Annotated in this window: 24 protein-coding genes; 17 read left to right on the top strand and 7 right to left on the bottom strand. The window is 71.1% G+C overall.

Translation table 11 applies throughout. The features are described from left to right. Nucleotides 1-153: 153 nt before the first annotated feature. Nucleotides 154-1,245, bottom strand: coding sequence for an alanine dehydrogenase (gene ald, locus LMI96_RS08270; RefSeq protein ID WP_228361124.1), 1,092 nt, complete (start codon nt 1,243-1,245; stop codon nt 154-156). 115 nt (nt 1,246-1,360) lie between these two features. On the opposite strand from ald, the gene LMI96_RS08265 reads away from it, so the two are divergent. Further along, a complete protein-coding gene (locus LMI96_RS08265; RefSeq protein ID WP_223722374.1) occupies nt 1,361-1,882 on the top strand; it encodes an Lrp/AsnC family transcriptional regulator in 522 nt (173 codons plus the stop codon). A 4-nt stretch (nt 1,883-1,886) separates the two neighbouring features. Here LMI96_RS08265 and LMI96_RS08260 read toward each other — a convergent pair whose 3' ends face one another. Next, on the bottom strand, nt 1,887-2,519 hold the full coding sequence (locus LMI96_RS08260) for a TetR/AcrR family transcriptional regulator (protein WP_223722375.1): 633 nt from the start codon (nt 2,517-2,519) through the stop codon (nt 1,887-1,889). A 52-nt stretch (nt 2,520-2,571) separates the two neighbouring features. Here LMI96_RS08260 and LMI96_RS08255 point away from each other — a divergent pair, with 52 nt between their 5' ends. From LMI96_RS08255 to LMI96_RS08245, 3 genes are read left to right on the top strand one after another with little or no spacing between them, the layout of a single operon-like run. After that, nucleotides 2,572-3,246, top strand: coding sequence for a class II aldolase/adducin family protein (locus LMI96_RS08255; RefSeq protein ID WP_223722376.1), 675 nt, complete (start codon nt 2,572-2,574; stop codon nt 3,244-3,246). After that, nucleotides 3,243-4,088, top strand: coding sequence for an aminoglycoside phosphotransferase family protein (locus LMI96_RS08250; protein WP_223722377.1), 846 nt, complete (start codon nt 3,243-3,245; stop codon nt 4,086-4,088). The genes LMI96_RS08255 and LMI96_RS08250 overlap by 4 nt, the downstream gene beginning before the upstream one ends. Then, a complete protein-coding gene (locus LMI96_RS08245; protein ID WP_228361123.1) occupies nt 4,085-5,701 on the top strand; it encodes a glycerol-3-phosphate dehydrogenase/oxidase in 1,617 nt (538 codons plus the stop codon). Before LMI96_RS08250 ends, LMI96_RS08245 begins: the two co-directional genes overlap by 4 nt. Nucleotides 5,702-5,707: 6 nt before the next feature. Here LMI96_RS08245 and coaBC read toward each other — a convergent pair whose 3' ends face one another. Beyond that, the gene (gene coaBC / locus LMI96_RS08240; protein WP_228361122.1) at nt 5,708-6,937 is read right to left on the bottom strand and encodes a bifunctional phosphopantothenoylcysteine decarboxylase/phosphopantothenate--cysteine ligase CoaBC; all 1,230 of its coding nucleotides are present in this window, start codon (nt 6,935-6,937) and stop codon (nt 5,708-5,710) included. Nucleotides 6,938-6,980: 43 nt separating this feature from the next. Between coaBC and LMI96_RS08235 the strand changes: the two genes are divergently transcribed. Together LMI96_RS08235 and LMI96_RS08230 are read left to right on the top strand one after the other, a co-directional pair. Then, the gene (locus tag LMI96_RS08235) at nt 6,981-7,694 is read left to right on the top strand and encodes an NRDE family protein (RefSeq protein ID WP_228361121.1); all 714 of its coding nucleotides are present in this window, start codon (nt 6,981-6,983) and stop codon (nt 7,692-7,694) included. 72 nt (nt 7,695-7,766) lie between these two features. Then, nucleotides 7,767-8,153, top strand: a complete 387-nt coding sequence (locus LMI96_RS08230) for a DUF1304 domain-containing protein (protein WP_228361120.1) — start codon at nt 7,767-7,769, stop codon at nt 8,151-8,153. A 28-nt stretch (nt 8,154-8,181) separates the two neighbouring features. On the opposite strand, the gene LMI96_RS08225 is transcribed toward LMI96_RS08230, so the two are convergent. Continuing rightward, nucleotides 8,182-8,523: a hypothetical protein gene (locus tag LMI96_RS08225; protein WP_223722382.1), complete on the bottom strand. Its 342-nt coding sequence runs from the start codon at nt 8,521-8,523 to the stop codon at nt 8,182-8,184. Between the two features lie 60 nt (nt 8,524-8,583). Here LMI96_RS08225 and LMI96_RS08220 point away from each other — a divergent pair, with 60 nt between their 5' ends. Continuing rightward, nucleotides 8,584-8,901 carry an ATP-dependent DNA ligase gene (locus LMI96_RS08220; RefSeq protein ID WP_223722383.1) on the top strand — a complete coding sequence of 106 codons (318 nt, stop codon included), beginning with the start codon at nt 8,584-8,586 and terminating at the stop codon, nt 8,899-8,901. A 91-nt stretch (nt 8,902-8,992) separates the two neighbouring features. Next, nucleotides 8,993-9,127 (top strand): hypothetical protein, encoded by a 135-nt coding sequence (locus LMI96_RS16125; protein WP_267059371.1) that lies wholly within the window; start codon nt 8,993-8,995, stop codon nt 9,125-9,127. A 162-nt stretch (nt 9,128-9,289) separates the two neighbouring features. On the opposite strand, the gene LMI96_RS08215 is transcribed toward LMI96_RS16125, so the two are convergent. Further along, nucleotides 9,290-10,465 carry an ROK family transcriptional regulator gene (locus LMI96_RS08215; RefSeq protein ID WP_228361119.1) on the bottom strand — a complete coding sequence of 392 codons (1,176 nt, stop codon included), beginning with the start codon at nt 10,463-10,465 and terminating at the stop codon, nt 9,290-9,292. A gap of 74 nt (nt 10,466-10,539) precedes the next feature. On the opposite strand from LMI96_RS08215, the gene xylA reads away from it, so the two are divergent. The 9 genes from xylA to LMI96_RS08170 all read left to right on the top strand — a co-directional run bounded on the left by xylA (nt 10,540) and on the right by LMI96_RS08170 (nt 23,305). Next, nucleotides 10,540-11,727, top strand: coding sequence for a xylose isomerase (gene xylA, locus LMI96_RS08210; protein WP_228361118.1), 1,188 nt, complete (start codon nt 10,540-10,542; stop codon nt 11,725-11,727). 224 nt (nt 11,728-11,951) lie between these two features. Then, nucleotides 11,952-13,256 carry a xylulokinase gene (gene xylB / locus LMI96_RS08205; protein WP_228361117.1) on the top strand — a complete coding sequence of 435 codons (1,305 nt, stop codon included), beginning with the start codon at nt 11,952-11,954 and terminating at the stop codon, nt 13,254-13,256. 168 nt (nt 13,257-13,424) lie between these two features. Beyond that, the gene (locus tag LMI96_RS08200; protein ID WP_228361116.1) at nt 13,425-14,105 is read left to right on the top strand and encodes a GTP pyrophosphokinase family protein; all 681 of its coding nucleotides are present in this window, start codon (nt 13,425-13,427) and stop codon (nt 14,103-14,105) included. Between the two features lie 51 nt (nt 14,106-14,156). Then, entirely contained in the window at nt 14,157-14,645 is a 489-nt protein-coding gene (locus LMI96_RS08195; RefSeq protein WP_228361115.1) for a glutaminase, read from the top strand. 144 nt (nt 14,646-14,789) lie between these two features. Further along, nucleotides 14,790-17,000, top strand: a complete 2,211-nt coding sequence (glgX, locus tag LMI96_RS08190; RefSeq protein WP_228361465.1) for a glycogen debranching protein GlgX — start codon at nt 14,790-14,792, stop codon at nt 16,998-17,000. Nucleotides 17,001-17,004: 4 nt separating this feature from the next. Beyond that, complete coding sequence (treY, locus tag LMI96_RS08185; RefSeq protein WP_228361114.1) at nt 17,005-19,356, top strand: malto-oligosyltrehalose synthase; 2,352 nt, start codon at nt 17,005-17,007, stop codon at nt 19,354-19,356. 105 nt (nt 19,357-19,461) lie between these two features. After that, nucleotides 19,462-21,234: a malto-oligosyltrehalose trehalohydrolase gene (gene treZ, locus LMI96_RS08180; protein ID WP_228361113.1), complete on the top strand. Its 1,773-nt coding sequence runs from the start codon at nt 19,462-19,464 to the stop codon at nt 21,232-21,234. A gap of 155 nt (nt 21,235-21,389) precedes the next feature. Beyond that, nucleotides 21,390-22,433, top strand: coding sequence for an isopenicillin N synthase family oxygenase (locus LMI96_RS08175; protein ID WP_228361112.1), 1,044 nt, complete (start codon nt 21,390-21,392; stop codon nt 22,431-22,433). 83 nt (nt 22,434-22,516) lie between these two features. Next, nucleotides 22,517-23,305, top strand: coding sequence for a tryptophan-rich sensory protein (locus tag LMI96_RS08170; protein WP_228361111.1), 789 nt, complete (start codon nt 22,517-22,519; stop codon nt 23,303-23,305). Here LMI96_RS08170 and LMI96_RS08165 read toward each other — a convergent pair. Both LMI96_RS08165 and LMI96_RS08160 read right to left on the bottom strand, forming a co-directional pair. Beyond that, nucleotides 23,280-24,017: a GMP synthase gene (locus LMI96_RS08165; protein WP_228361110.1), complete on the bottom strand. Its 738-nt coding sequence runs from the start codon at nt 24,015-24,017 to the stop codon at nt 23,280-23,282. The two genes, LMI96_RS08170 and LMI96_RS08165, sit on opposite strands and share 26 nt — an antisense overlap. A 38-nt stretch (nt 24,018-24,055) precedes the next feature. Next, entirely contained in the window at nt 24,056-24,796 is a 741-nt protein-coding gene (locus tag LMI96_RS08160) for a LysR substrate-binding domain-containing protein (RefSeq protein WP_228361109.1), read from the bottom strand. Between the last annotated feature and the right edge of the window lie 10 nt (nt 24,797-24,806).

Below are 24,806 nucleotides of genomic sequence, written 5' to 3'. Positions count from 1 at the left end.
GCGCGCGCCCCGGCGCCCGCATCCGCCCGCGGCCCGCATCCGCCCGCACAATCCACGAGACGGGATCGGGGCGCCGAGACCGTGGGGTTACTCCGCTGTCTCGGCGCGAAGATCCCGTCTCGCGGAAAGGTGAGTGGCGGGAGGGGAGCGGGGTCAGGCGCGGGGCTTGTCGGGGAAGACGGCGGCGACGCTCGCGTTCGCGAGCCGACCGGCGACCGTGCTGAGGCCGCCGGCGAGCGCGGCGTCATCCGCGACGGCGCGCTCCCAGCCCTTGTCGGCGAGGGCGAGCGCGTAGGGCAGCGTGGCGTTCGTGAGCGCGGGGGTGGAGGTGCCGGCCGCTGCCCCGGGCATGTTCGCGACGCAGTACAGGATGGCGTCGCCGACCCGGAAGATCGGGTCGTCGTGGGTCGTGGGGCGGGAGTCCTCGAAGCATCCGCCCTGGTCGATCGCGATGTCGACGAGCACGCTGCCCGGCTTCATCCGCAGTACGAGGTCGTGTGAGACGAGCTTCGGCGCCTTCGCGCCCGGGATGAGCACCGCGCCGATCACCAGATCCGCCTCGAGCACCGATCGCTCGAGTTCGTAGGCGCTCGAGGCGACTGTCCGCACCGCGCCGCGGTAGAGGTCGTCGATGGCGCGTAGGCGCGGCAGCGAGAGGTCCAGGACGGTGACGTCGGCGCCGAGGCCGACGGCCTGGGCGACCGCGTTCGCGCCGGCCATCCCGCCCCCGATGACGGTGACCTTCGCGGGGCGCACCCCGGGTACCCCGGCCAGCAGCACGCCGCGCCCGCCCTGCGAGCCGAGCAGGTGGTAGCCGCCGGCGAGCACGGCGAGGCGACCCGCGACCTCGCTCATTGGGGCGAGCAGGGGGAGCGACCGATCGGCGAGCTGCACGGTCTCGTACGCGAGGGCCGTGGTGCCCGCCGCCAGCAGCGCGTCGACGAGCGGCTCGTCGGCAGCGAGATGCAGGTACGTGAACAGGGTGAGATCGGGCCGCAGGTAGCCGTACTCGGCGGCGACGGGTTCCTTCACCTTCAGCACGAGCTCGTTGTCCCACGCGGCGGCCGCGTCGCCGAGCTGGGCGCCGGCCGCGACGAATTCCGCATCCGGGATCGCGCTTCCGGCTCCCGCGCCGGCCTGCACGGTGACGGTGTGGCCGTGGCGCACGAGCTCGTGCACTCCGGCCGGCGTCGCCGCGACGCGGTACTCGTGGTTCTTGACTTCGGCGGGAACTCCGATGCGCATGGTTTCTCCTCGTGTGCGGGGCCGGTCGGCGACCCGAATCTAGAAGAAAATCGCGGATGTGTCGCTAGCAGCCGAATAGTCTTCTCTCACACCGCTCAGGACAGGAGGATCTGCGATGAATCGCTCAACGGATGCCGGCCGCGCGCAGAAACGTCAGCTCGATGAGATCGACGAGCGGATCCTCTGGGAGCTGCAGCGCGACGCCGATCTGACGAACGCCGCGCTCGCCGCCCGCATCGGTCTCTCGGCCTCGACCGCCCACGCGCGCGTCCGCGCGCTCCGTGCGGCGGGGGTGCTCGGCGCCTCGCGCGCCGACGTCGACCTGGCCGCCCTCGGCCTTCCCCTGCAGGCGATCGTCGCGGTGCGCCTGCGCGCCCAGGCGCGTCCGTCGATCAAGACCTACGCCGACAAGGTCGCGCGGTTGCCGAACGTGCTGAACATCTTCTTCCTCGGCGGGCAGACCGACTTCCTCATCCATGTCGCGACGACCTCGCCCGAGCAGCTCCGCGACTTCGTGGCGACGCGCCTCAGCATGGACCCCGCGGTCGCGTCGACCGAGACCCAGATCGTCTTCGACTGGGTGCGCTCGCCGGGGCGCGCCGGCGGGTTCGACGACATGCGCGACCCCATCCAGTAGCGGCTCAGCGCGCGGGGTCGCTCGGCGTCAGAAACCGGCGCAGCATGTCTTGCAGTTCGGCGAGCAGCGCCGCGCGTTCGCTTCCGGATGCGGCGAACGCCTCGTGCAGCACGGCGTCGGCCGAGAGGAACGCCACGCGGGCGCGCAGCTCGTCGCGACCGTCGGAGGCGAGCCCGCTGACGCGCATGAGCGTCGCGACTTTCGCCGCCATCCGCTGTCGGTGCAGGGTGCGCTCGTCGAAACCGGCCGGCGTCGTCGAGACCGCGTGCAGGGCGCGCACGGGTTGCTGGTCGAGGTAGACCCCGGCGACGGCGTCGATCACGTGCGCGACCGGATCGGCCGGGGCGGCGGAGCGCGTCGTCTGGGCGATTGCATCGTCGAGAAGCAGCTCGAGCCGGGAGTGGTAACGCGCGACGAGCGCCCGCGTGATCGCGTCGCGGTCGGGCAGGTACTGGTAGAGCGCGCCGACGCTGACGTCGGCCTCGGCGGCGACGCGCGGCAGGTTGATCGCGTCGGGTCCTTCGGTGCGGAGCAGCCGGTCGGCGGCGACGAGCGCGCGAAGGACCTTGTCGCGCGAGCGCGCTTGCGTGGGGACGCGGCGGAGCGGAAGGGCGTCCCACTCCTCGGCTGTCGTCACGGATCCTCTAATCAAACTTGACTTTGGTTTGCTCGCTGCGCATGCTCACTGTATGACATCGACGTCAGACATCGTCGCGTTGCGCCGAACGGTGGCGGATGCGGCCCGCGTGCTCGCCGACCGCGACCTTCTCATCGGCACTGCCGGCAACATCAGTGCCCGCTCGGGCGACCTGGTCGCCCTCACCGCGACGGGCGCCGTGCTCGGCGAGTTGACGCCCGACCAGGTCACGATCGTGACTCTCGATGGCGCGGTCGTCGAGGGGGAGTGGGCGCCGACTTCCGAGGCGGACCTGCATCTCGGCGTGCTCCGCGCCGCGCCGCCCGGCGTCGTAGGCGCGGTCGTGCACACCCATTCCCGGTACGCGACCGCCCTGTCGATCGTGGTCGACGAACTCCCGGTTGTGCACTATCAGCAGCTGACCCTCGGCGGCGCCCTGCGCGTCGCGGCGTTCGAGCCGTTCGGCAGTCCCGAGCTCGCGCGCGCCGTGGGCGGCGCTCTCGACGGGCGGCTGGCGGCGTTGATGGCCAACCACGGCGCCGTCGCGCTGGGCGCCGACCTCGCCCGCGCCGTCGAGAACGCGCTGCTGGTCGAATGGCTCTGCGAGTTGTACTGGCGTGCGCGGGCGATCGGCGAACCGCGGGCGCTGGATGGTGCCGCGCAGCGCGCCGTCATCGAGGCGGCGACGCGCCGCGGCTACGGCACGACCCAGAGGATCGTTCCGTGAGCGCCCCGATCGCGCGCGGGCGGTCCTCCGAAGTGTTCGCCGATGACCCCGGGCACGTCGTGAAGCTCTACTTCGCCGGCGCCGACGAGGTCGAGGTCGACCGCGAGGTGCGCGACTCGCGGACCGTGCACGCGCTCGGCATCACCCCGGTGCGCTGCTACGGGCGGGTCGAGCGCGACGGCCGGCACGGCATCGTGTTCGACCGGATCGACGGCATCCCGCTGACCACGGTCGCCGAACGCAACATTCTGCGGCTTCCCGAGGTGGGACGAACCCTCGCTGACGAGCACGTGGCGGTGCACGCCGCGCACACCACCGAGCTGCAGGATGTGCGTGCGCTCGCGCTCGCCCAGATCGACAAGCCCTCGTTCGCGGCGTTGACGATCGCCGAACGAGAGTCCCTCCGGGCGCACCTGCGGTCGCTGCCCGACGGCGATGCCGTGCTGCACCTCGACTTCCACCCCCAGAACGTGTTCGTACTGGCGGATCGGAACGTCGTGATCGACTGGCAGACCGCCGTCTCCGGTGACCCTGCGGCCGACGTCGCCCTCACCTGCCTGCTCTTCCGGGAGGCGGAACTCTTCCCGGGAACCTCGGCCCCCATGCGCGTCGTCTACGCGGCGGTCAGGCGTGTCCTGCTGCGCCACTACCTCGCGGAGTATCTGCGTCGCAGCACCGTCACCCCCGCGCAGATCGAGCGCTGGACGACAGCCGCGCGCGTGCTGCGGCTCGGCCTGCTCGATGTCGCGTCGGAGCGCGAGCGGATGCTGGCCGGCATCCGTCGCGACCTCGCCGCCCGTGCGTCGGCCCAGGGTCCGGCACGATCGGCGTCGGCGTCGTGAGTGCCCCGTTCGCCCGTCGCCTGCCCGGTTCGCCGGTCGACCTGCTCATCATCGGGGCGGGGATCACCGGGACGGCTCTCGCCTACGAGGCCGCGAGCCGGGGCCTCCGCGTCGCGGTCGTGGACGCCGGTGACATCGGCGGTCGCACGTCGGCGGCGACCGGCAAACTCATCCACGGCGGCCTCCGGTATCTGAAGAACTTCGAGGTCGGCCTCGTCCGCGAGTCCCTTGCCGAGCGCCGCACGCTCATGCGCATCGCTCCGCACCTCGTCGAACCCGTCGGCATGGTGCTGCCCGACCCGGGACTCATCGAGCACGTGGGGCTCACGGCCTACGACGTGCTCTCGTTCGACCGCAACCGCATCCCGGATCCGGCCAAGCGCATCCCCGCGCACCGGGTGCTCTCCCGGGGGCAGCTCGATGCGCGCGGTCTCGCGCACGTGGGCCGCGGCATCCTCTACTACGACGCCATGATGTATTCACCCGAGCGGCTGACGTTCGCCTTTGCGCGCACCGCGCAGCAGCACGGTGCCACCTTCTCGACCTATACCCGCGCCGAGCGACTGCTCGTGCGGGGTTCGCGGGTCGAGGGGGCGCGGGTGCACGACGCCGTCACCGGATGCACGCACGACGTTCGCGCGACCGTGACGGTGAACGCGGCGGGGCCCTGGTCGCACGATCTGCTCAGCAGCACGCCGGAGCTGCTGCCGCTCGCCGGACCCGCGCCGCGCGTGCGCTCGGAGGGCATCTACCTCGTCACGCGGCCCCTCACCCGCACGATGGTGCTCACGGTGTCGGGGCACGGCCACTTCAGCGTCGCACCGTGGCGCGGGCACAGCCTCATCGGCCCCACCGAGACCCCGTACTCCGGCGCGGTCGGCGACTGGCGCCTTACGCGCGAGTCGATCGAGCGACTCGTGGATGCGGTCAACGCCGGCGCGAATCTGCCCGAACGACTCGCCATCGACGACGTCGTGGCGGCGTACGGGGGGTTGCGCCCGCTCTCCGAGTCGTCGGGCGACGACACGTACCGGGCCTCTCGATCATCCGAACTCGTCGACCATGCGAAAGGCGGCGTCGACGGATTGCTCTCGGCGGTGGGCGGCAAATACACGAACTCCCGTGCCTTCGCCGAGAAGGTCGTCGACCGGCTCGGGCGGCGGGCGGGACTCCGCGTCGCGCAGAGCGTCAGCGCGCGCACCCCGTTGTTCGGCGGCAACATCGAAGACATCGGCTCGGCCCGCGCCGCGATCGCGTCGGATGCGGCCGCGGCCTCCGTCGCCGCCGACACCGCCGATCTCCTGCTGCGCCACTACGGCACCCAGGCCCGCGAGGTGCTCGCGCTCATGAGCGAGGACCCGAGGCTTGCCGAACGGGCGACGCCCGACGGCGAACCGCTCGCCACCGTCGCCTACGCGGTGCGGCAGGAATCTCCCGTGCACCTGACCGACGTGCTCCTGCGCCGCACGGGGATCGGCCACCTCGGAGACCCCGGGGACCGGATCCTCGGGATGGCCGCCGACATCGCGGCCGAGCATCTGGGCTGGGATGCCGGGCGCCGCCGCACCGAACTCGATGCCGCCCGCCGCGCCGTGCGGCTGCCGGTGGACTGAGCGGGCTCAGCGCAGGCGGAGCACCGCGTCCCACAGCGCGTCGGCGACCTCGCGCTTCGTGCCGGTCACGGATGCGGGCTGCGCGTCGTCGTGCGCGTCGCCGTGCGCGTCGCGGGTGAGGAGCAGCAGCGTGTTGTCGGTGGTCTCGAAGCCGCGATCCCAGCCGACCTCGTTGACGGCGAGGAGGTCCACGCCTTTCCGTTCCCGTTTCCGCGCGGCCCGCGCGAGCAGTTCGTCGCCGGTCGCGGTCTCGGCGGCGAAGCCGACGATCGTCTGTCCGGGGCGCCGCTCCGCGACCAGCCCCGCGACGATGTCGGGGTTCTCCACGAGCTCGAGCGTGCGCGTGCCGTCGCCGGATTCCTTCGTGAGCTTCCGCTCCGACACGGCGGCGACGCGGTAATCGGCGACGGCCGCGGCCATCACCACGACATCGGCGTGGGTCGCCGCATCCGTCGTCGCGCTTTGCAGCTCCGTCGCCGTCCCGACGTCCGTCACCCGGATGCGGGGATCGGCGGATGCGGTCGCCCGCACATCCGCGTCGAGGTGGGCCGCGATCAGGTGCACGTCGGCGCCGCGATCGGCCGCGGCGAGCGCCACCGCGAGGCCCTGCCGCCCGCTCGATCGGTTTCCGAGGAAGCGCACCGGGTCGATGGGTTCGCGGGTGCCGCCCGCGGTGACGGCAACGCGGAGCCCGGCCAGATCCTGGCGCGAGGGGGCGGCCACCTCGAAGGCGAATCGCACGATGCTTTCCGGTTCGCTCATGCGCCCGGGCCCGCTGTCGCCGCCGGTGAGTGCGCCGACCTCCGGTCCGATCACGCGCACGCCGCGGGCGCGGAGGGTCTCGATGTTGGCGACGGTCGCCGGATGACGCCACATCTCGCTGTGCATCGCCGGCGCGACGACGACCGGCGCGACCGTGGCGAGCAGCGTCGTGCCGAGCAGATCATCGGCGATACCGGCCGCCATCTTGGCGAGGGTGTTCGCGGTCGCCGGGGCGATGATCACGAGGTCGGCGTGCTGGCCGAGCGCCACGTGACGCACCTGCGGAACATCGTCGTGCAGCGATGTCGTGACGGGGTTGCGGCTGATGGCCTCCCATGTGGGCAGGCCGACGAACCGCAGCGCCCCCTCGGTCGGGATGACATGCACCTCGTGGCCCCCGCGGATGAGGTCGCGAACGAGCGATACGGTTTTGTACGCGGCGATTCCACCGGTGACTCCGACGACGACGAACACGGCATGATTCTCGCACGCGACGCGTCCGCCCGAAGGAGACCCGATGTGCACCGTGATCGTCCGCGTCCCCGAGAACCCGGACGCCCCGACGCGCCTGATCGCGATCCGCGATGAGGATCCGGGTCGCCCCTGGAATCCCGTGGGGCCGTGGTGGCCGGACGCGTTTCCGGGAGTGATCGGCGTGCACGACGTGCGGGCCGGCGGTGCATGGTTGGCCGCCGACCCGGGCGCGGGGCGGCTGGCCGTGCTGCTGAACCGGCACGACGACGGTTCGCTTCCCGACGCGGATGCCGTCTCTCGCGGCACCCTGCCGCTCGCTTCCGTGGCGGGCTCGCCGCCCGGTGAGGCGCCGCGCACGCGCGGCTTCAACCTGCTCGAGATCGACGGGGCGGCATCCCGCGTGGTGTCCTGGGATGGCGTTCGGCGCGGGGTCACCGAGCTCGCGCCGGGAACCCACATGATCGCCCACGACGACCTCGACGACCCCCGCACGGCCCGCATCACGCGCTGGCTGCCCGAGTTCGCCGTCGCAGAAACGGATGCGGCGGGCGCATGGTGGGCGCCGTGGCTCGCCGTCATCGAGCGGAGCGCCGCGCTCGCCGCGACCGACGACCGCGCTATCATCCGCGATCACCGGCATCTCGGCATCCCCACGCTCTCGCTCCTCGTCTGCGTGGCGAGCGTGCACTCCGGTGGCGTGGAGCTTCGAGATGCCGGCCTCCCCGCGCCCGGAACGTGGGGGCCGCTCACGTTCTGAGTGGCTGCCGGCCGCGCGACGCGAGAGGATGGGGCGGGCCCGCTCAGAAGGCGGGCTCACCCAGGAGGAAACATGATCATCGTCGGGCTCGTTTTCGCGGCACTCGCCGCGCTGCTGCACGTCTACATCTTCTGGCTCGAGTCGATCGCCTGGACGAGCGATCGCGCGCGGCGCACCTTCGGGACGACCCCGCAGGAGGCGCAGGCGACGCGGTCGCTTGCGTTCAACCAGGGCTTCTACAACCTGTTCTTGGCGATCGCGGCCGCGCTCGGAATCGTGTTCTTCGCCGCCGGTACCACGGCGATCGGGGCGACGCTCGTCTTCGTCGGGACGGGCTCGATGGTCGCGGCCGCGCTCGTGCTCCTCCTGTCGGACCGTTCGAAGACGCGTGCGGCGCTCACGCAGATGGCCTTCGCGGTGATCGCTGTCGTCGCGCTGGCCGTGGGGATCGCGCTCTGATCCGACGCCCTCGGGGCGTGGGGCCCCGTCAGGGGGTGGGGGTTGCGGCGGGCGGCCGGTCCGGTGCGGGGGCGAAGTGCTCCGCGACGAGCATGATGCCACCCGACGAGTTCGCGGAGTTGGCGAGCTCTTCGATCCACTCGCGGCTCAGCATCGCCGGCTCGGGGTCGTCGAAGACGAAGCGCAGCGGAATCGACGGATGCAGCCACAGCGTGCTGCGGCCGCGGGGCTGATCGTCCGGGTGCCGCCACGAGAGCGTGAAGCTCTCGCCCCGGCGGAGCTTCGTTGAGAGAACCACCTTCAGGTGTGCCAGGGCACGGTCCTCGATATGGATCGGAGTGCTGCCCCCGCCGTAGTAGATCGTGCCCATGCGATCACCCTAGCCGGGGGCGCACCCGGTAGCGCGGGTCGCGTGGCCTATGCTCGTGCCGTGGGCCGATTCATCTATGACACGAACGCGAACGCGGTCGACATCGAAGACCGTACGCTTTCGCACCTGCGGATCGTGGTGATGAACAAGCTCCGTCGCGGCGAGCCGTTCATGTTCGATGTCGAGATCGGCGACGGCAGCGGACGCCGCAGCTTCTGGGTGCACCCGTCGGTTCCCATGCAGTTCCACTTCTACGGCAGCCGTCAGCCGAAGATCAACCGGGCCTGGATCGAAGACCTGATGCTCGCCGCATCCGGACCCGCCGGACTCACGATCGTGCCCGAACCGCCGGACGAACCGGTGGAGCAGACGGCCTAATAGCAGCGATTCCCGGCCCGTCCGGGTTGTCAAGGGGTCGGACCGCGCCCGCCGCTGAGGCAAGGTGGGAACCGCCCCAGGAGGTGGTGCCATGCTCGCCGGACCCGAAGACGTCGTGCCCGAGAACCCGATGACGTCCCTCGAATTCGAAGACGTCCCCGGCATCGACGTCGTCGACGGCGAATTCCTCCCGCGGAGCGGCTTCGATCCGCTCTCCCCGCGCTGAGAGCATCCCCACCGATTCCGGGGCGCGCCAGTTTTCTGCTGCCGCTCCACAGATCTGAGGCGCGGGAGCAGGAAACTGGCGCGCGGCGCGCGGTGAGTGCAGAGAAGTGGCGCGCCGGGTAAGGGCAGCCGGCGGATGCGGGGTCAGCCGGCGGATGCGGGGTCAGCCAGCGGATGCGGGGTCGGCCAGCACGGGCTCGAAGGCCGCCTCGGCGGCACCGATCAGGAGCCGATCGTCGGCGAGCGACGCGAGGCGCAAATCGAGGGACTCCGCACAGGCCGGCATTGCCTGGCCGCGGACGGCGGCGGTGAGTCCGGGAAGATCGCTCGATGCCAGCGCGGCGAGGAACCCGCCGAGCACCACGACCGACGGGTTCAGCACGTTCACCGCGTTGGCGAGGGCAGTGCTGAGGATGCGGCGCTGCCGGTCGCGTTCCGCGCGGGCAGCGGGCGCCGACGTCGTCTGCAGCGCGCGGGCGAGGGCGTGGTCGTCCGCATCCGTCGCGGAGGCGCCGAGCGCTGCGAGCAGCCGCGCGCGCCCGACTTCGTCTTCGAGCACCCCGCCGGGAGCCCGGCGATCGGAGGCGTCCTCGATGCCGGGGCGATTCTGGCCGAACTCGCCGGCGTATCCGCCCGCGCCGCCGAGCATCGTGCCGTGGGCGATCACCCCGCCGCCGATGCCGCTGGCACCGCCGTTGAGGTAGATCACGTCGGCGTGGCCGCGGGCGGCGCCGAAGAGGTGCTCCGCACGGGCGCCCAGGCTCGCGTCGTTGCCGACCGTGGTCGGCAGCCCGGCCGCCGACTGCACGAGGGCGGCGAGAGGGGCATCGCGCCAGCGCAGGTGCGGCGCGTCGCGGACGACCCCGTCGCTCGTGCGCACGAGACCCGGCACGGCGACACCGACGCCGACGATCCGGTGGTCGGCAAGCGCACCCGCACGCCACTGCGCGATGCGGGCGGCGATCGCCGCCGCGGCGACCTCCGGCGAGGGTGCGTCACGCCAGGGGATCCGTACGCGCGCGATGACGGAACGATCGAGCGTCACGGCCGCGAGGGTCAGCGCATCGATCTCGGGGTGCGCCGCGATCGCGACCGCGGAGCCGCTGGTCACCACGACCGGCGACGGGCGGCCGGCGCGGCGCGCAGCATCCGGAGCCCGTTCCTCGACCAGCCCGAGCGCGGCGAGTTCGCCCACGAGGTCTCCGATCGTGGACCGGTTCAACCCCGTCTCCTCGGTGAGCGCCGCGCGTGAGCGGGGCCCGTCGAGATGCAGGAGCGTGAGCACGCGGGCGAGATTGCGCTGCCGCACGGATGTCGCGCTCGCCCCGGTGGTGGTCATCCTCCCAGTGTAGTATGTTGGCGAGCACAACTTATTCGGGTGCACCCCGCCCCGCACATTCGCAAAGGAGCGTCATGTCTTCACCCACGCGCGACGACAAATTCTCGTTCGGCCTCTGGACCGTCGGCTACAACGGCACCGACCCGTTCGGTGGGCCCACCCGGCCGCCGCTCGACGTCGTGCACGCGGTCGAGAAGCTCTCGGAGTTGGGGGCGTACGGGCTCACGTTCCACGACGACGACCTCTTCGCCTTCGGCTCGTCGGAGACCGAACGGCAGACCCAGATCGATCGCCTCAAGGGCGCGCTCGAGGACACCGGGCTCATCATTCCGATGGTCACCACGAACCTCTTCTCCGCCCCGGTGTTCAAAGACGGCGGGTTCACCGCGAACGACCGGGACGTGCGCCGGTTCGCCCTGCGCAAGGTGTTCCGCCAGCTCGACCTCGGTGCCGAACTCGGCGCGAAGACCTTCGTCATGTGGGGTGGCCGCGAGGGCGCCGAGTACGACTCCGCGAAGGATGTTCGCGCCGCGCTCGAGCGGTACCGCGAGGCCGTCAACCTGCTCGGCGACTACGTCACCGACAAGGGGTACGACATCCGCTTCGCGATCGAACCGAAGCCCAACGAGCCGCGCGGCGACATCCTGCTGCCGACGCTCGGCCATGCGATCGCGTTCATCGACTCGCTCGAGCGCCCCGAGCTCGTCGGCGTCAACCCCGAGGTCGGCCACGAGCAGATGGCCGGGCTGAACTTCGCCGCGGGCATCGCGCAGGCGCTCTTCCACGGCAAGCTCTTCCACATCGACCTGAACGGTCAACGCGGCATCAAGTACGACCAGGACCTCGTCTTCGGGCACGGCGACCTGCACAACGCCTTCGCGCTCGTCGACCTGCTCGAGAACGGCGGACCCGGCGGAGTGCCCGCCTACGACGGCCCGCGGCACTTCGACTACAAGCCGAGCCGCACCGAGGATGAGAAGGGCGTGTGGGAGTCGGCCGCGGCCAATATGCGCACCTACCTGCTGCTCAAGGAGCGCGCGGCGGCCTTCCGCGCCGACCCCGAGGTGCAGGAGGCGCTCGAGGCGGCACGGGTCGCCGAGCTCTCGGTGCCCACGCTCCACGAGGGAGAGTCCTATGACGACTTCCTCGCCGATCGTTCGGCCTACGAGGACTTCGACGCCGACGTGTACCTGGGCGGCAAGGGTGGCGGCTTCGTGCGCCTGCAGCAACTCGCGACCGAGCACCTGCTCGGCGCTCGCTGACCGCATCCGCCCGGCCCTGCCTAGCCCTTCCCCGACCCTTCCCCAACCCTTCCCCAACCCTTCCCCGACCCTTCCCCGACCGCGAGACTGGATCTTCGCGCCGAGACAGTGGGGTAACCCCGACGTTTCGGCGCGAAGATCCCGTCTCGCGGGTAATCGCGCGGGCGGGAGGGCCGCGGGAGGGTCGGGGCCGGGGGAGAACGCACGAAGGAAGGAGAGCGCGGATGGCGCTCGTCATGGGAGTCGACTCGTCGACCCAGTCCTGCAAGGTCATCGTCGTCGACAGTGCGACGGGGGCGATCGTCCGCGAAGGGCGGTCGCCGCATCCGGACGGCACCGAGGTGGACCCGGATGCATGGTGGGTCGCGCTGCAGGCGGCGATCGCGGAGGCGGGCGGGCTCTCCGGCGTCGACGCGTGGGCGGTCGGCGGGCAGCAGCACGGCATGGTGGCGCTGGATGCGGAGGGCCGCGTCATCCGTCCGGCGCTGCTCTGGAACGACACCCGCTCGGGCGGTGCGGCCGCCGACCTCATCGCGGAGTTCGGGGCCGACGCGCTCGCTCGGCGCACGGGCCTCGTGCCGGTGGCTTCGTTCACGATCACGAAGCTGCGCTGGCTGCGCGATCACGAGCCCGAGAACGCCGCGCGCGTCGCCGCCGTCGCGCTGCCGCACGATTGGCTGACCTGGCGCCTGCGCGGCTTCGGGCCCGACGGCGAATCCGCGCACGGCCCGGTGCTCGACGAACTCATCACCGACCGCTCCGATGCGTCGGGCACGGGGTACTGGTCGCCCGACACGGGCGGCTACGACCGCGAGCTGCTCGTCGCGGCGCTCGGTCATGACGCGGTGTTGCCGCGCGTGCTCGGACCGGAGGGGTGGGTGACGGATGCGGACGGCCGCCGCGTCGGCCCCGGCGCGGGCGATAACGCGGGCGCGGCGCTCGGCGTCGGCGCGGGTCCGGGCGATGTGGTCGTGTCGATCGGAACCAGCGGCACGGTGTTCGCGGTGAGTGCGGAGCCGACGATCGACCCGACCGGCACGGTCGCGGGATTCGCGGATGCGGACGGCCACTTCCTGCCGATCGTCGTCACGCTGAACGCCGCCCGCGTGCTGGACGCCATCGCGCGCCTGCTCGGCACCGACCACGCGGGTCTGAGCGCGCTCGCGCTCGCCGCCGAGCCGGGCGCCGGCGGGCTGCTGCTCGAGCCGTACTTCGAGGGGGAGCGCACCCCCAACCTGCCGGATGCGAACGCCTCGCTGTACGGCATGACGCTCGCCTCGACGACGCGCGAGAACCTCGCGCGCGCGGCGGTCGAGGGGATGCTGCACGGTCTCGGTGCGGGGCTCGACGCGCTGCGCGAGCTCGGCGTTCCGCTCGAGCGGGCGCTCCTGATCGGCGGGGGCGCGCAGTCCGAGGCGGTGCGCCGCGTCGCGCCGCTGATCTTCGGGATGCCCGTCGAGGTGCCCGCACCCGGCGAGTACGTGGCGCTCGGCGCCGCCCGCCAGGCCGCCCGGCTGCGCCCCGCCTGACCCCCCTCCCCGCCTGACCCCCCATCGACCGCGAGACTGCAGTTGCGCAACGAGACGTTGGCTCGGAGCCGCGGTCTCGTTGCGAGAATGCTGTCTCGCGGTCGGCCAGGAGCGGCGAGCCCCCGCACTCCCAGCGCCCGCCGAAGTGGGGCACCTAGGGTCGAGAGCATGACCATCCCGCTCGATGACGGGCAGATCACGGTTTCCGCCGTCGAACTGCGTGCCGCACGCGATGAACTGCAGCGGTTCCTCCTGGAGTACCGATTCGGGATGCAGGAGATCGAAACGAAGCTCTCGATCCTTCGCGACGAGTTCCTCCTGATGCACGAGTACAACCCGATCGAGCACGTGTCGAGCCGGGTGAAGACCCCTGACAGCCTGGTCGACAAGGTGCGACGGAAGGGGATCGACCCCGGGTTCGAGTCGATCCGGGCGCACATCACCGACATCGCCGGTGTGCGCGTGACGTGCAGTTTCACCGCCGACGCCTACCGGCTGTTCGACCTGCTCACGCAGCAGGACGACATCACCGTCCGCGAGGTGAAGGACTACATCGCGGCGCCCAAGCCGAACGGCTACAAGAGTCTGCACGCGATCGTCGAGGTGCCGGTCTTCCTGTCGACGGGGCCCATGCGGGTGCCGGTCGAGGTGCAGTTCCGCACCATTGCGATGGACTTCTGGGCGAGCCTCGAGCACAAGATCTACTACAAGTACGACCGGCAGGTGCCGGGGCGCCTGATCGACGAGCTGAAGGATGCGGCCGACAATGCCGCCGCTCTCGATGACCGGATGGAGCGCCTGCACCGCGAACTGCACGGCCCGCGCCCTCCGCACACCCTGCGCGTCTGATCGCCCACGGGCCACCGCGAGCGGTGGCCGCAGACGCGGCACAATGAGGATATGAGCGAGGTCGAGGAGCTGTTCGCGGACGCCCGCCGCGCGCTCGCCGACCTGCCCACGGAGAACCTCGGCCAGTGGACCACGCCGCGCCGCATCCTGGGTGTGCCGCGCGCGCCGCGGGTCGCCTCGGCCGGCACCGCCTGGCATCTCGGGGTCCTGCTCGTGACGGACGATGCGGTGCTCGGCACGGGAGACATCATCCGCGCCCGGGAGGAGGTGCGGCGGGGCTTCGCCGCCGAGTCCCAGCGTGAGCGCGCGGCGATCGCCGCGGCCGCCTTCCGCGGAGGGTTTCCCGAGGGGGTGGCCGTCCACATCGGGTGGACCGTGCTCGACCCGTCCGCACTGGATCGCGGCGCCGCATCCGGCCCGCTGGCGGTTCGCGACGGACGCCCGGCCGTGCGCTGGAGCGCGTCAGGCGCGTACCAGCCGCTCGAGGGATATCTCCGCGAACGCATCGCCCTGCTCCGCACGCCGCCCGAGCGCGCGTAGCGCGGTGCGCACCGGGGTCTCCGCGGGCGCCCCGTCAAGCCCCCGACCCGGTGCGGCCGCATCCGCGAGGCTCGACCCATGACCGACATTTCCGCGCCCGCCGACCCGACTAATGTGGAACCCCTTCCACAGCAAGGGGACAACGTGCAGACGTGGCCGGGATCGACCTATCCGCTGGGTGCCACCTTCGACGGCAACGGCACCAACTTCGCCATCTTCAGCGAGGGCGCCGAACGCGTCCAGCTGTGCCTCTTCGATGAAGACGGCACGGAGACCCGCGTCGACCTGATCGACGTGGATGCGTTCGTCTGGCACGCCTACCTGCCGAACATCGCGCCCGGTCAGCGCTACGGGTACCGCATCCACGGCGAGTACGACCCGGCATCCGGCAACCGCTTCAACGCGAACAAGCTCCTGCTCGACCCGTACGCGAAGGCCGTCGAGGGGCAGGTCGACTGGGACCAGGCCGTCTTCAGCTACACGTTCGGCGACCCGGATTCGCGCAACGACGAGGACTCCGCCGCACACATGATGAAGGGTGTCGTGGTGAACCCCTTCTTCGACTGGGGCGGGGATCGCCAGCCGAAGACGCCGTACTCGGAGTCGTTCATCTACGAAGCGCACGTGCGCGGTCTCACCGAGCGCCACCCCGGAATCCCGGATGAGATCCGTGGCACGTACAGCGCCATCGCGCACCCGGTCATCATCGAGCACCTGAAGAAGATCGGCGTCACGGCGATCGAACTGATGCCGGTGCACCAGTTCGTCAACGACGACACCCTGCAGCAGAAGGGCCTCTCCAACTACTGGGGCTACAACACGATCGCCTTCTTCGCCCCGCAGAACACGTACTCGTCCACGGGCGAGCTCGGCCAGCAGGTGCAGGAGTTCAAGGGGATGGTGCGGGCCCTCCACGCGGCGGGCATCGAGGTCATCCTCGACGTGGTCTACAACCACACCGCCGAGGGCAACCACATGGGCCCGATGCTCTCGATGCGCGGCATCGACAACCAGGCCTACTACCGCCTCGAAGACGACGACAAGCGGTACTACACGGACTACACGGGCACGGGCAACAGCCTGAACGTCGGCAACCCGCACGCGCTGCAGCTGATCATGGATTCGCTGCGCTACTGGGTGCTGGAGATGCACGTCGACGGCTTCCGCTTCGACCTGGCAGCCACCCTCGCCCGCGAGTTCTACGACGTCGACCGCCTCGCCGCGTTCTTCGAGCTCGTGCAGCAGGATCCGGTGGTCTCGCAGGTCAAGCTCATCGCCGAGCCCTGGGACATCGGCCCCGGCGGCTACCAGGTGGGCAACTTCCCGCCGCAGTGGACCGAGTGGAACGGCAAGTACCGCGACACCGTCCGCGACTTCTGGCGCGGCGAGCCGTCGACGCTCGGTGAGTTCGCGTCGCGGCTCACCGGCTCCGCCGACCTGTACGAGCACGACGGACGCCGACCGGTGGCATCCATCAACTTCGTCACGGCGCACGACGGCTTCACGCTCCGCGACCTCGTGTCGTACAACGAGAAGCACAACGACGCCAACGGCGAAGACGGCAACGACGGCGAATCCCACAACCGTTCGATGAACTTCGGCGTCGAGGGCCCGACCGACGATCCCGCGATCCTGGAGATGCGCGCACGCCAGCAGCGCAACTTCATTGCGACGCTGCTGCTCAGCCAGGGCGTCCCGATGCTGCTGCACGGCGACGAGCTCGGTCGCACGCAGCAGGGCAACAACAACGGCTACGCGCAGGACAACGAACTCACCTGGGTGGACTGGGAGCACGTCGACCAGCCGCTCGTGGAGTTCACCGCCGCTGTCGCGCGCCTGCGCCGCGAGCACCCGACCTTCCGGCGCAGCCGCTTCTTCGACGGCCGGCCCGTCCGCCGCGAAGACGAGCGCATCCCCGACATCGTGTGGCTCCGCCCCGACGGCTCCGTCATGGAGCCCTCCGATTGGGACTCCGGATTCGGCCGCGCGGTCGGTGTCTTCCTGAACGGCAACGGCATCCGTGAACGCGACCGTCGGGGTGAGACCATCCGCGACAAGCACTTCATCGTGCTGTTCAACGCGGGCGACGACGACGTCGACTTCACACTCCCCGACGTCGAGTTCTCGCCGCGCTGGGACGTGCTGGTCGACACGGCGGGCAAGCACGCGAACACGCGTCCGGCCGACCCCGGCGACGTGCTCCCCGTGGGGGCGAAGTCGCTCATCGTGCTCTGCGAGCACCAGGGCGCCGAGGTGGAGATCGACCACTCCGTCGCCGCCTCGCTCGCCCAGAACATGACCGGAACGATCGACGAGGTGCCGAGCGCGGCGCCGAAGTCCGAGCTGCCGAGGTAACGGCGTGCGGCCTCTCTCGACCTACCGGTTGCAGATCCGACCGTCGTTCGATCTGGATGCGGCGACCGAGGTCGTGCCGTACCTGCGCGATCTGGGTGTCTCGTGGGCGTACCTGTCGCCGCTGTTGCAGGCGACGACCGGGTCCGACCACGGCTACGACGTCGTCGACACGAGCCGCGTCGACCCCGCGCGCGGCGGCGCGGCCGGTCTCGCGGCGTTCTCGGCTGCCGCGCACGAGGCGGGTCTTCCCGTGCTCGTCGACATCGTGCCGAATCACATGGGCATCTCCGCACCGCGCGAGAACCCGTGGTGGTGGGACGTGCTCCGTCTCGGGCGCGGGTCGGCGCACGCGGCCGCGTTCGACATCGACTGGGATGCGGGCGGCGGGCGCGTGCTCGTGCCCGTGCTGGGCGCTCCGCTCGAGGAGGTCGCGAGCGATCTCACTCTCGACACCGCGCCGGCCGACGACGCTCCGGACGGTCTGCTGCGCTACTTCGAGCATGCCTTCCCCCTCGCCCCGGGGTCGCTCGACGGCATCGATCCGGGAGCGGTCGGCGCACCGCTCGAGGTGCTCGGTCGCCAGCACTACACGCTGGCCTTCTGGCGCACGGAAGCGACCGATCTGAACTACCGGCGGTTCTTCGCCGTGACGACGCTCGCCGGTGTGCGCGTCGAACTGCCCGAGATCTTCGAGGCGACGCACACCGAGATCCTGCGGTGGGTGCGCGAGGGGCTCGTGGACGGCCTGCGCATCGATCACCCCGACGGTCTCCGCGACCCGGGCGGCTATCTCGACCAGCTGGCCGAGGCATCCGGTCGGGTGTACACGCTGGTGGAGAAGATCCTCGAGCACGGTGAGAGCCTGCCGTCCTGGTGGGCGACCGACGGGACGACGGGGTACGACGCGCTCGGCGTGATCGACCGCGTCCTCGTCGACCCCGCCGGCGAAGCCGCGCTCGATCGCCTCGATGCGCAGCTGCGGGAAGGCACCGGTCTCGCTCCCGGCCAGAGCTGGACCGACCTCATCCACACGACCAAGCGCATGATCGCCGACACGATCCAAGTGGCCGAGATCCGTCGCCTCGTGCGGTTGCTTCCGCATCCGATCGACGACGCGGAAGACGCACTCGCCGAGATCCTCGCGTCGTTCCCGGTCTACCGTTCCTACCTCCCCGCCGGACGCGAACAGCTCACCGTTGCGCTCGCGGATGCAGCGGCCCGGCGTCTCGACCTCGCTGGCGCGATCGCCGCCCTCGCGCCGGTACTCGCGGACCCGTCCGAGGAGGCCGCGCAGCGTTTCCAGCAGACGACCGGGCCCGTGATGGCGAAGGGCGTCGAGGACACCGCGTTCTACCGCTTCACGCGCCTCGGTTCGCTGACCGAGGTGGGCGGAGACCCCGCGGTGTTCGCGATCCCGGTCGAGACATTCCACGACGAGCAGATGCGACGGCAGGCCGCGTGGCCCGCGGCGATGACGGCCCTCTCCACGCACGACACGAAGCGCGGCGAAGACGTCCGCGCCCGCCTCGATGTGCTGGCCGAGATCCCGGAGCGCTGGGCCGAGGTGCTCGGTGAGCTCCGCGCCGTCGCCTCGACCGGACACGGCCCCTTCGACTCCCTGCTGTGGCAGGCGGTCGTCGGCGCGTGGCCGGCCGCATCCGATCGCCTGCATGCCTACGCCGAGAAGGCCGCGCGCGAAGCGGCCGAGGCCACCGGCTGGTGGGATCAGGATGCGGACTTCGAGGCGCGCATGCACGCCCTCGTGGATGCCGCCCACGGCCCTGCCCGCCCGATCCTCGAGTCCTTCGTCGCCGAGATCCAGGCCGCCGGGTGGTCGAACGGGCTCGCGGCGAAGGTGTTGCAGCTCGCCGGCCCCGGCGTGCCCGACGTCTACCAGGGCTCCGAACTCTGGGAGCAGTCGCTCGTCGACCCCGACAACCGTCGCCCGGTCGACTTCGCGCTGCGCGCCGAGTTGCTCGCGGAGATCGATGCGGGCATCGCGTCCGGCGATCTGCCGGCGATCGACGAATCGGGCGCGGCCAAGCTGCTGGTGACGTCACGGACGCTTCGGCTCCGGCGCGATCGGCCCGAGCTCTTCGATCGGTACACGCCCGTGACGGTGACGGGCGCCGCCGCGCAGCACGCCGTCGCGTTCGACCGCGGCGGGGCGATCGCCGTGGCGACCCGCCTGCCGGTCGGGCTCGCGGAGCGCGGCGGATGGGACGACACGATCGCCCTGCTGCCTGCGGGGCAGTGGCGCGACGCGTTCACCGGACGACGTGTCACGGGCGGCGCGTTCGCGCTCGCCGACCTGCTGCAGCGCTACCCCGTCGCCCTGCTCACGCGCGAGTCCTGACCCCGCGCCGGCTTTCCGTCGCACAGAACGCGCACCCGCACCAGAGCGCACCCGCATCAGAACAGCACGAAACGGACCGCCGAGCGCGGGGGAGAGAGAACACGCATGATCGAGGTCTGGGCACCGAAGGCGGAGCGGGTTCGGATGCGGCGCGTGGCCGATGCTTCCGGCGCGCTGGGTTTCGACGCGGAGGGCGCCGACGTCGAACTGCGCGCCGCGGAGGACGGATGGTGGCGCGCCGACGTCGATCTCGTGGATGGCGAGCGCTACGGTTTCGTGCTCGACGACGGTGATCTGCGCCCCGACCCACGTTCGCGTCGGCAGCCCGAGGGTGTGCACGGACCGTCGGCGTACGTCGACGCTGCCGCGTTCTCGTGGCGCGACGGTGCCTGGACCGGCCGGCAGCTCGCCGGCGGTCTCGTCTACGAGCTGCACATCGGCACGTTCACTCCCGACGGCACCCTCGACGCCGCGATCGAACGGCTCGGACACCTGGTCGAACTCGGCGTGACGCACGTCGAGCTACTGCCCGTGAACGGGTTCAACGGCGTGCACAACTGGGGCTACGACGGAGTGCTCTGGTACACGGTTCACGAGGCGTACGGCGGCCCCGAGGCCTACGTGCGCTTCGTCGACGCCGCGCACGCCGCGGGGCTCGCCGTCATCCAGGACGTCGTCTACAACCACCTCGGTCCCTCCGGCAACTACCTGCCCGAGTACGGCCCGTACCTCCGCGAGGGCAGTCGCAACACCTGGGGCGATTCCGTCAACCTCGACGAGGCGGCGGTCCGCTCGTACATCGTCGAGAACGCGCTGATGTGGCTCGGCGAGTACCACGTCGACGGTCTGCGGCTGGATGCGGTGCACGCCCTGCACGACGAGCAGCCCGTGCACATCCTGCGGGAACTCGCCGAGGCATCCGACGCCCTCTCGGCGCACCTCGGGCGACCGCTCACGCTCATCGCCGAATCCGACATGAACGATCCGACGCTCATCCTGCCTCGGGAGGCGGACGGCTACGGACTCACCGCGCAGTGGAGCGACGACTGGCACCACGCGGTGCACGTCGCCCTGACGGGGGAGACGGTCGGCTACTACGCGGACTTCGCCGAACCCGATGCGCTCCCGAAGGTCTGGGCGGACGGGTTCTTCCACAACGGCACCTACTCGTCGTTCCGCGGGCGCGATCACGGCCACCCGATCCCCGAGCAGGTGCCGGCCTGGCGTCTCGTGACGTTCGCGCAGGACCACGATCAGATCGGCAACCGCGCCGCCGGAGACCGGCTGACCGCGACGCTCTCGCCCGAACGACTGGCGGTGGCGGCGGTGCTCACGCTCACCGCACCCGGCACGCCGATGCTCTTCATGGGCGAGGAATGGGGCGCCTCGACGCCGTGGCAGTTCTTCACCTCGCACCCGGAGGAGTGGCTCGGCGAGGCGGTGCGGAAGGGGCGCACGGCGGAGTTCGCCGAAATGGGCTGGGACGAGTCGATCGTGCCCGATCCGCAGGATCCCGCAACGTTCCGACGGTCCGTCCTCGACTGGTCCGAGGCAGCGGACGGCGAGCACGCGCGCCTCCTGCAGCTCTACCGCGATCTCGCGCGGCTGCGCCGCGAGCGTCCGGAGCTGACGGACCCCGCCTTCGGGCAGTTGGGCGGCGAGACGGCGGACCCGGATGCGGCTCCCGACGCCCGCCGCTTCGTGCTGCGCCGCGGCGCGCTCGCGGTGCTGGTGAACCTGTCGGCCGAGCCCTGGGTCGTTCCGCTCGACGAGAACGATGACGTCGTGCTGCTCGCGACGGTCGACGCGACGATCGCGGACGCGGCGGTCACCGTCGCGCCGGAATCCGCCGCTGTCGTGGGTCCTCGGCATCCGTAACGCGGAGGAAACGTCCGGGCTCTAACCTCTCCTCAGCGTTCGCGTCAACGAAAGCTCTCGCGGCAGGGTACCGCCGACATTGCTGGGACACACGTGAAGTGGCTGCCTGATATCCGACGGTTGCCCTTCGGGGCGACCTCCATCGAGGAGTTGCGATGAGTTTCCACGTTCCCACAGTCGACATCACGCCCTACATCACGGGCGGAACCCCCGAAGCGCGGGCGGAGGTGGCCCGTCAAATCGACGATGCCTGCCGCACGGTCGGCTTCATCCAGATCACCGGGCACGGCATCCCGGACGCCGTCATCGACGGCCTGACGAGCGCGATGGACGCGTTCTTCGGGCTGAGCCTGGAGGAGAAGAAGAGCTACCGCACCCCGCCGCAGATCAACCGCGGCTACAGCCCGCCCAAGTCCGAATCGTTGAGCCTGTCGCTCGGCGTGGAGCAGGCGAGCCGGATGAACGACTTCTTCGAGGCCTTCAACGTGGGGGCGGGGCAGGCGGACTATCCGGATGCCGACGCGCTCCCGCAGCCCGACTACGCGGAGAACCTGTGGCCCGATGTGGACGGGTTCGAGGCGCAGGTGCAGGCCTACTTCGGTGAGGCGGCGCGGGTGGCGCGCACGATGACGCGCATCTTCGCCGACGCGCTGGGGCTCGCCCCGGACTTCTTCGTCGAGCGCACCGGGCACTCCCTCGACGTCATGCGGATGAACAACTACGCCCTGCCGCCGGGAACAGACGTGACGCTCGACGGAGACCTCGTCGGGATGGGGGAGCACACGGACTACGGGATCGTGACGATCCTGTGGGCCGACCAGGTGAAGGGCCTGCAGGTGCTCGGTGCCGACGGCTCCTGGAACGACGTCTCACCCGCCGACGACGCGCTGCTCATCAACCTCGGCGATGTGACCGCCCGGTGGACGAACGAGCGCTGGATGTCGACCCTGCACCGCGTGAAGCCGCCGGTCATCGGCGGCACGATCGAACGCCGCCGGTCCGCCGCGTTCTTCCACGACGGCGACGTCGACGCCGTGATCGAGACGCTGCCGTCGTGCGTGGATGCCGACCACCCCGACCTCTACGCGCCCATCACCGTGGGCGACCACATCCGGGCGAAGCTCGCCGGCTCGCGGGCCGGAAAGCCGAACGAGCAGGCCGAGCGCGAGTCCGCGCGAGTGCTGGCCAGCCGCCGCTGAGCCGTCGCCCCGCCGACCCGCCGACCCGCCGGGGACTGTCAAGCCCCGACGGGTCGGAACGCGTCGATCCGTAGCGTGGGGGAATGAGCGCCGCCGCGTCCCCCCGGGACCTCCTTCGTCAGATCACCGTCCTGTCCGCGACGGTGTTCATGCTGATCGCCGCGATGGTGGGGACGGGCCTCTTCGGCGGAACGGCCGTGCAGGACCTCCAGGGCGGCGCGCTCGACGAGGACGGCTCTTTCCTCGCCCCCGCCGGACCGGCGTTCTCGATCTGGTCGCTGGTGTACCTGGGCCTGATCGCCTACGCGATCTGGCAGGCGCTTCCCGCGCAACAGCGCAACGAGCGTCAGCGCGTGCTCGGCTGGGGCATCGCCCTGACCGAGGTCCTCAACGGGCTGTGGCTCGTCGCGGCGCAGTTCACGACGCTGCCCGTCACCGTGCTCACGATCTTCCTGCTGCTCGCGGCGCTCAGCGTGGTGTTCCGCCGCACGGTCGAGCGGCCTCGCGGCAGCATCCTCGACGCGATCCTCGTCGACGGCGTCACGGGGCTCCACCTCGGGTGGGTGACGCTCGCATCGGTGGCGAACGTGTCTGCGTGGCTCACGCAGATCGCGCCGTCGGAGTGGGTGGCCGGCGCCGAAGTGTGGGGCCTCGTGGTGCTCGTCGTCGTCGCCCTGGTCGGGTCGCTGCTCGGGTGGCTCAGCGGTGGCCGGCTCGCGCCGGCGGGAGCCCTCGCCTGGGGTCTGTCATGGGTGGCCGTCGGGCGTCTCGGCGGCGAGCCGCAGAGCACCGTCCTCGGTGTCGCGGCGATCGTCGTGGCCGTGCTGATCGTCGCCGTGACCGTCGTCAGCCGGCTGCGACGGACGCCGTAGCGAACGCGCGCAGCATCCGCGCCGGGGCATCGACGGGCGCGGCGAGCACCCGAGCGGAGACCGCATCGAACTCGGATGCCTCGAAGTAACCCGCGTCGCGATAGATCGCCATGCGAGCCGTGAAGGCCCGGGGCGTCAACTCCGGGTGGAACTGCGTCGCGTACAGCGCGTCGCCCAGCCGGTAGGCCTGGACCGGGCAGCTCTCGTTGGCGGCGAGCAGCACCGCGCCCTCGGGGAGTCGCAGCGTCCCTTCTTTGTGAGCGGTGAAGGCCTCGAAGGGGTCGGGAAGCACCCCGAACACCGGGTCGCGGCGGCCGGCCTCGGTCAGGACGATCGTGGTCGAGCCGGTGGGCTCGGCGTAGTCGGGGCTGACGTCGCCGCCGCCCATCCGGGTCACCACACCGATGCCGTAACAGGTGAACATGGCGAGAGTCCGGGACGCGATGGCCGCGGCGGCGACGTGCTCGAGGTCGCTCTCCAGCCGGCGCTGCCCCTCGGATTTCACCGGTTCGGCGACGTTGAACGGGCTGCCGCCGACGACGAAACCGCGGTAGCGCTTCAGCGCGTCCGCGGGAAGAGCGTCGGACACGAGATCCCAGGCGTGCAGGGACTCCTCATCCAGGCCCATGGCAACGCGGAACGACGCGTACTCGCCCACGGCGGCCTGCTGCTCCGGACGCACGCACAGGTACAGCAGCGGGCGGGAGTCCATCCCGAAAGTCTAGGTGCCGCGGCCCGTGACGTTCGCGGTCAGCTGCGCGAGGACCGCGCGGAACGGCCCCGGACGATCCCGACGAACGTGTCGATGAGCGGGTCGGTGCGTTCCGCATCCCACGCCAGAGCGACGCGCGAGACGGGGCCGTCGACGAGCGGGCGGACCGCGACGTCCTTCCGCTGGTGCAGGCGGGCCAGCGACATCGGCACGACCACGATGCCCACTCCCGCGGCGACGACCGCGATGGCTTCTTCCGTGGTCTCCGGCGGCGCGAAACGGGGCGCGACCGTCGCGGGCGCGGCGAACGACAGCACATCGTCGACCGGCGTGATCAGCACCTCGCCCTCGAGGTCGGCGGCGGAGAGTTCGTCGACGGCCGTCAGGTGCGAGTCCCGTGCGCACATCACGACGGGACGCTCCTCGTAGAGGGCGATGACGTGGAGTCCTTCGGTGGGGATCGGCAGCCGCACGATCGCCGCGTCGACGTCGCCGCGGCGTAGGGCTTCGGTCTGGCCCGCCACGGCGAGGGGAACGAGTTCGAGGGGGTTCCGCGGCATCCGTTCCTGCCACGTGTCGATCCACTTGCCGGGGGTCGCGCCCGGGATGGCGCCGAGCCGGAAGGGGCCCTGCAGGGCGGCGGGCTCGGGGGCAGAGGCCGGTCGGGCGGCCGGCGCGCTCCGGGTCGGACGCTTCGGAGCGCGTGCGGCACCCGGTTTGGGCGTCCGCGCGGGCGCGCGGCGAGACGGTTCTCGCCCCTTGCCGCGCTGTCCGCTCATCCCGTCAGGC

The organism is Microbacterium sp. cx-59, assembly GCF_020805625.1.
GTDB lineage: Bacteria > Actinomycetota > Actinomycetes > Actinomycetales > Microbacteriaceae > Microbacterium.
The sequence above is the reverse complement of the archived record's forward strand: the minus strand, read 5'-3'. Positions and strand labels throughout refer to the sequence as shown.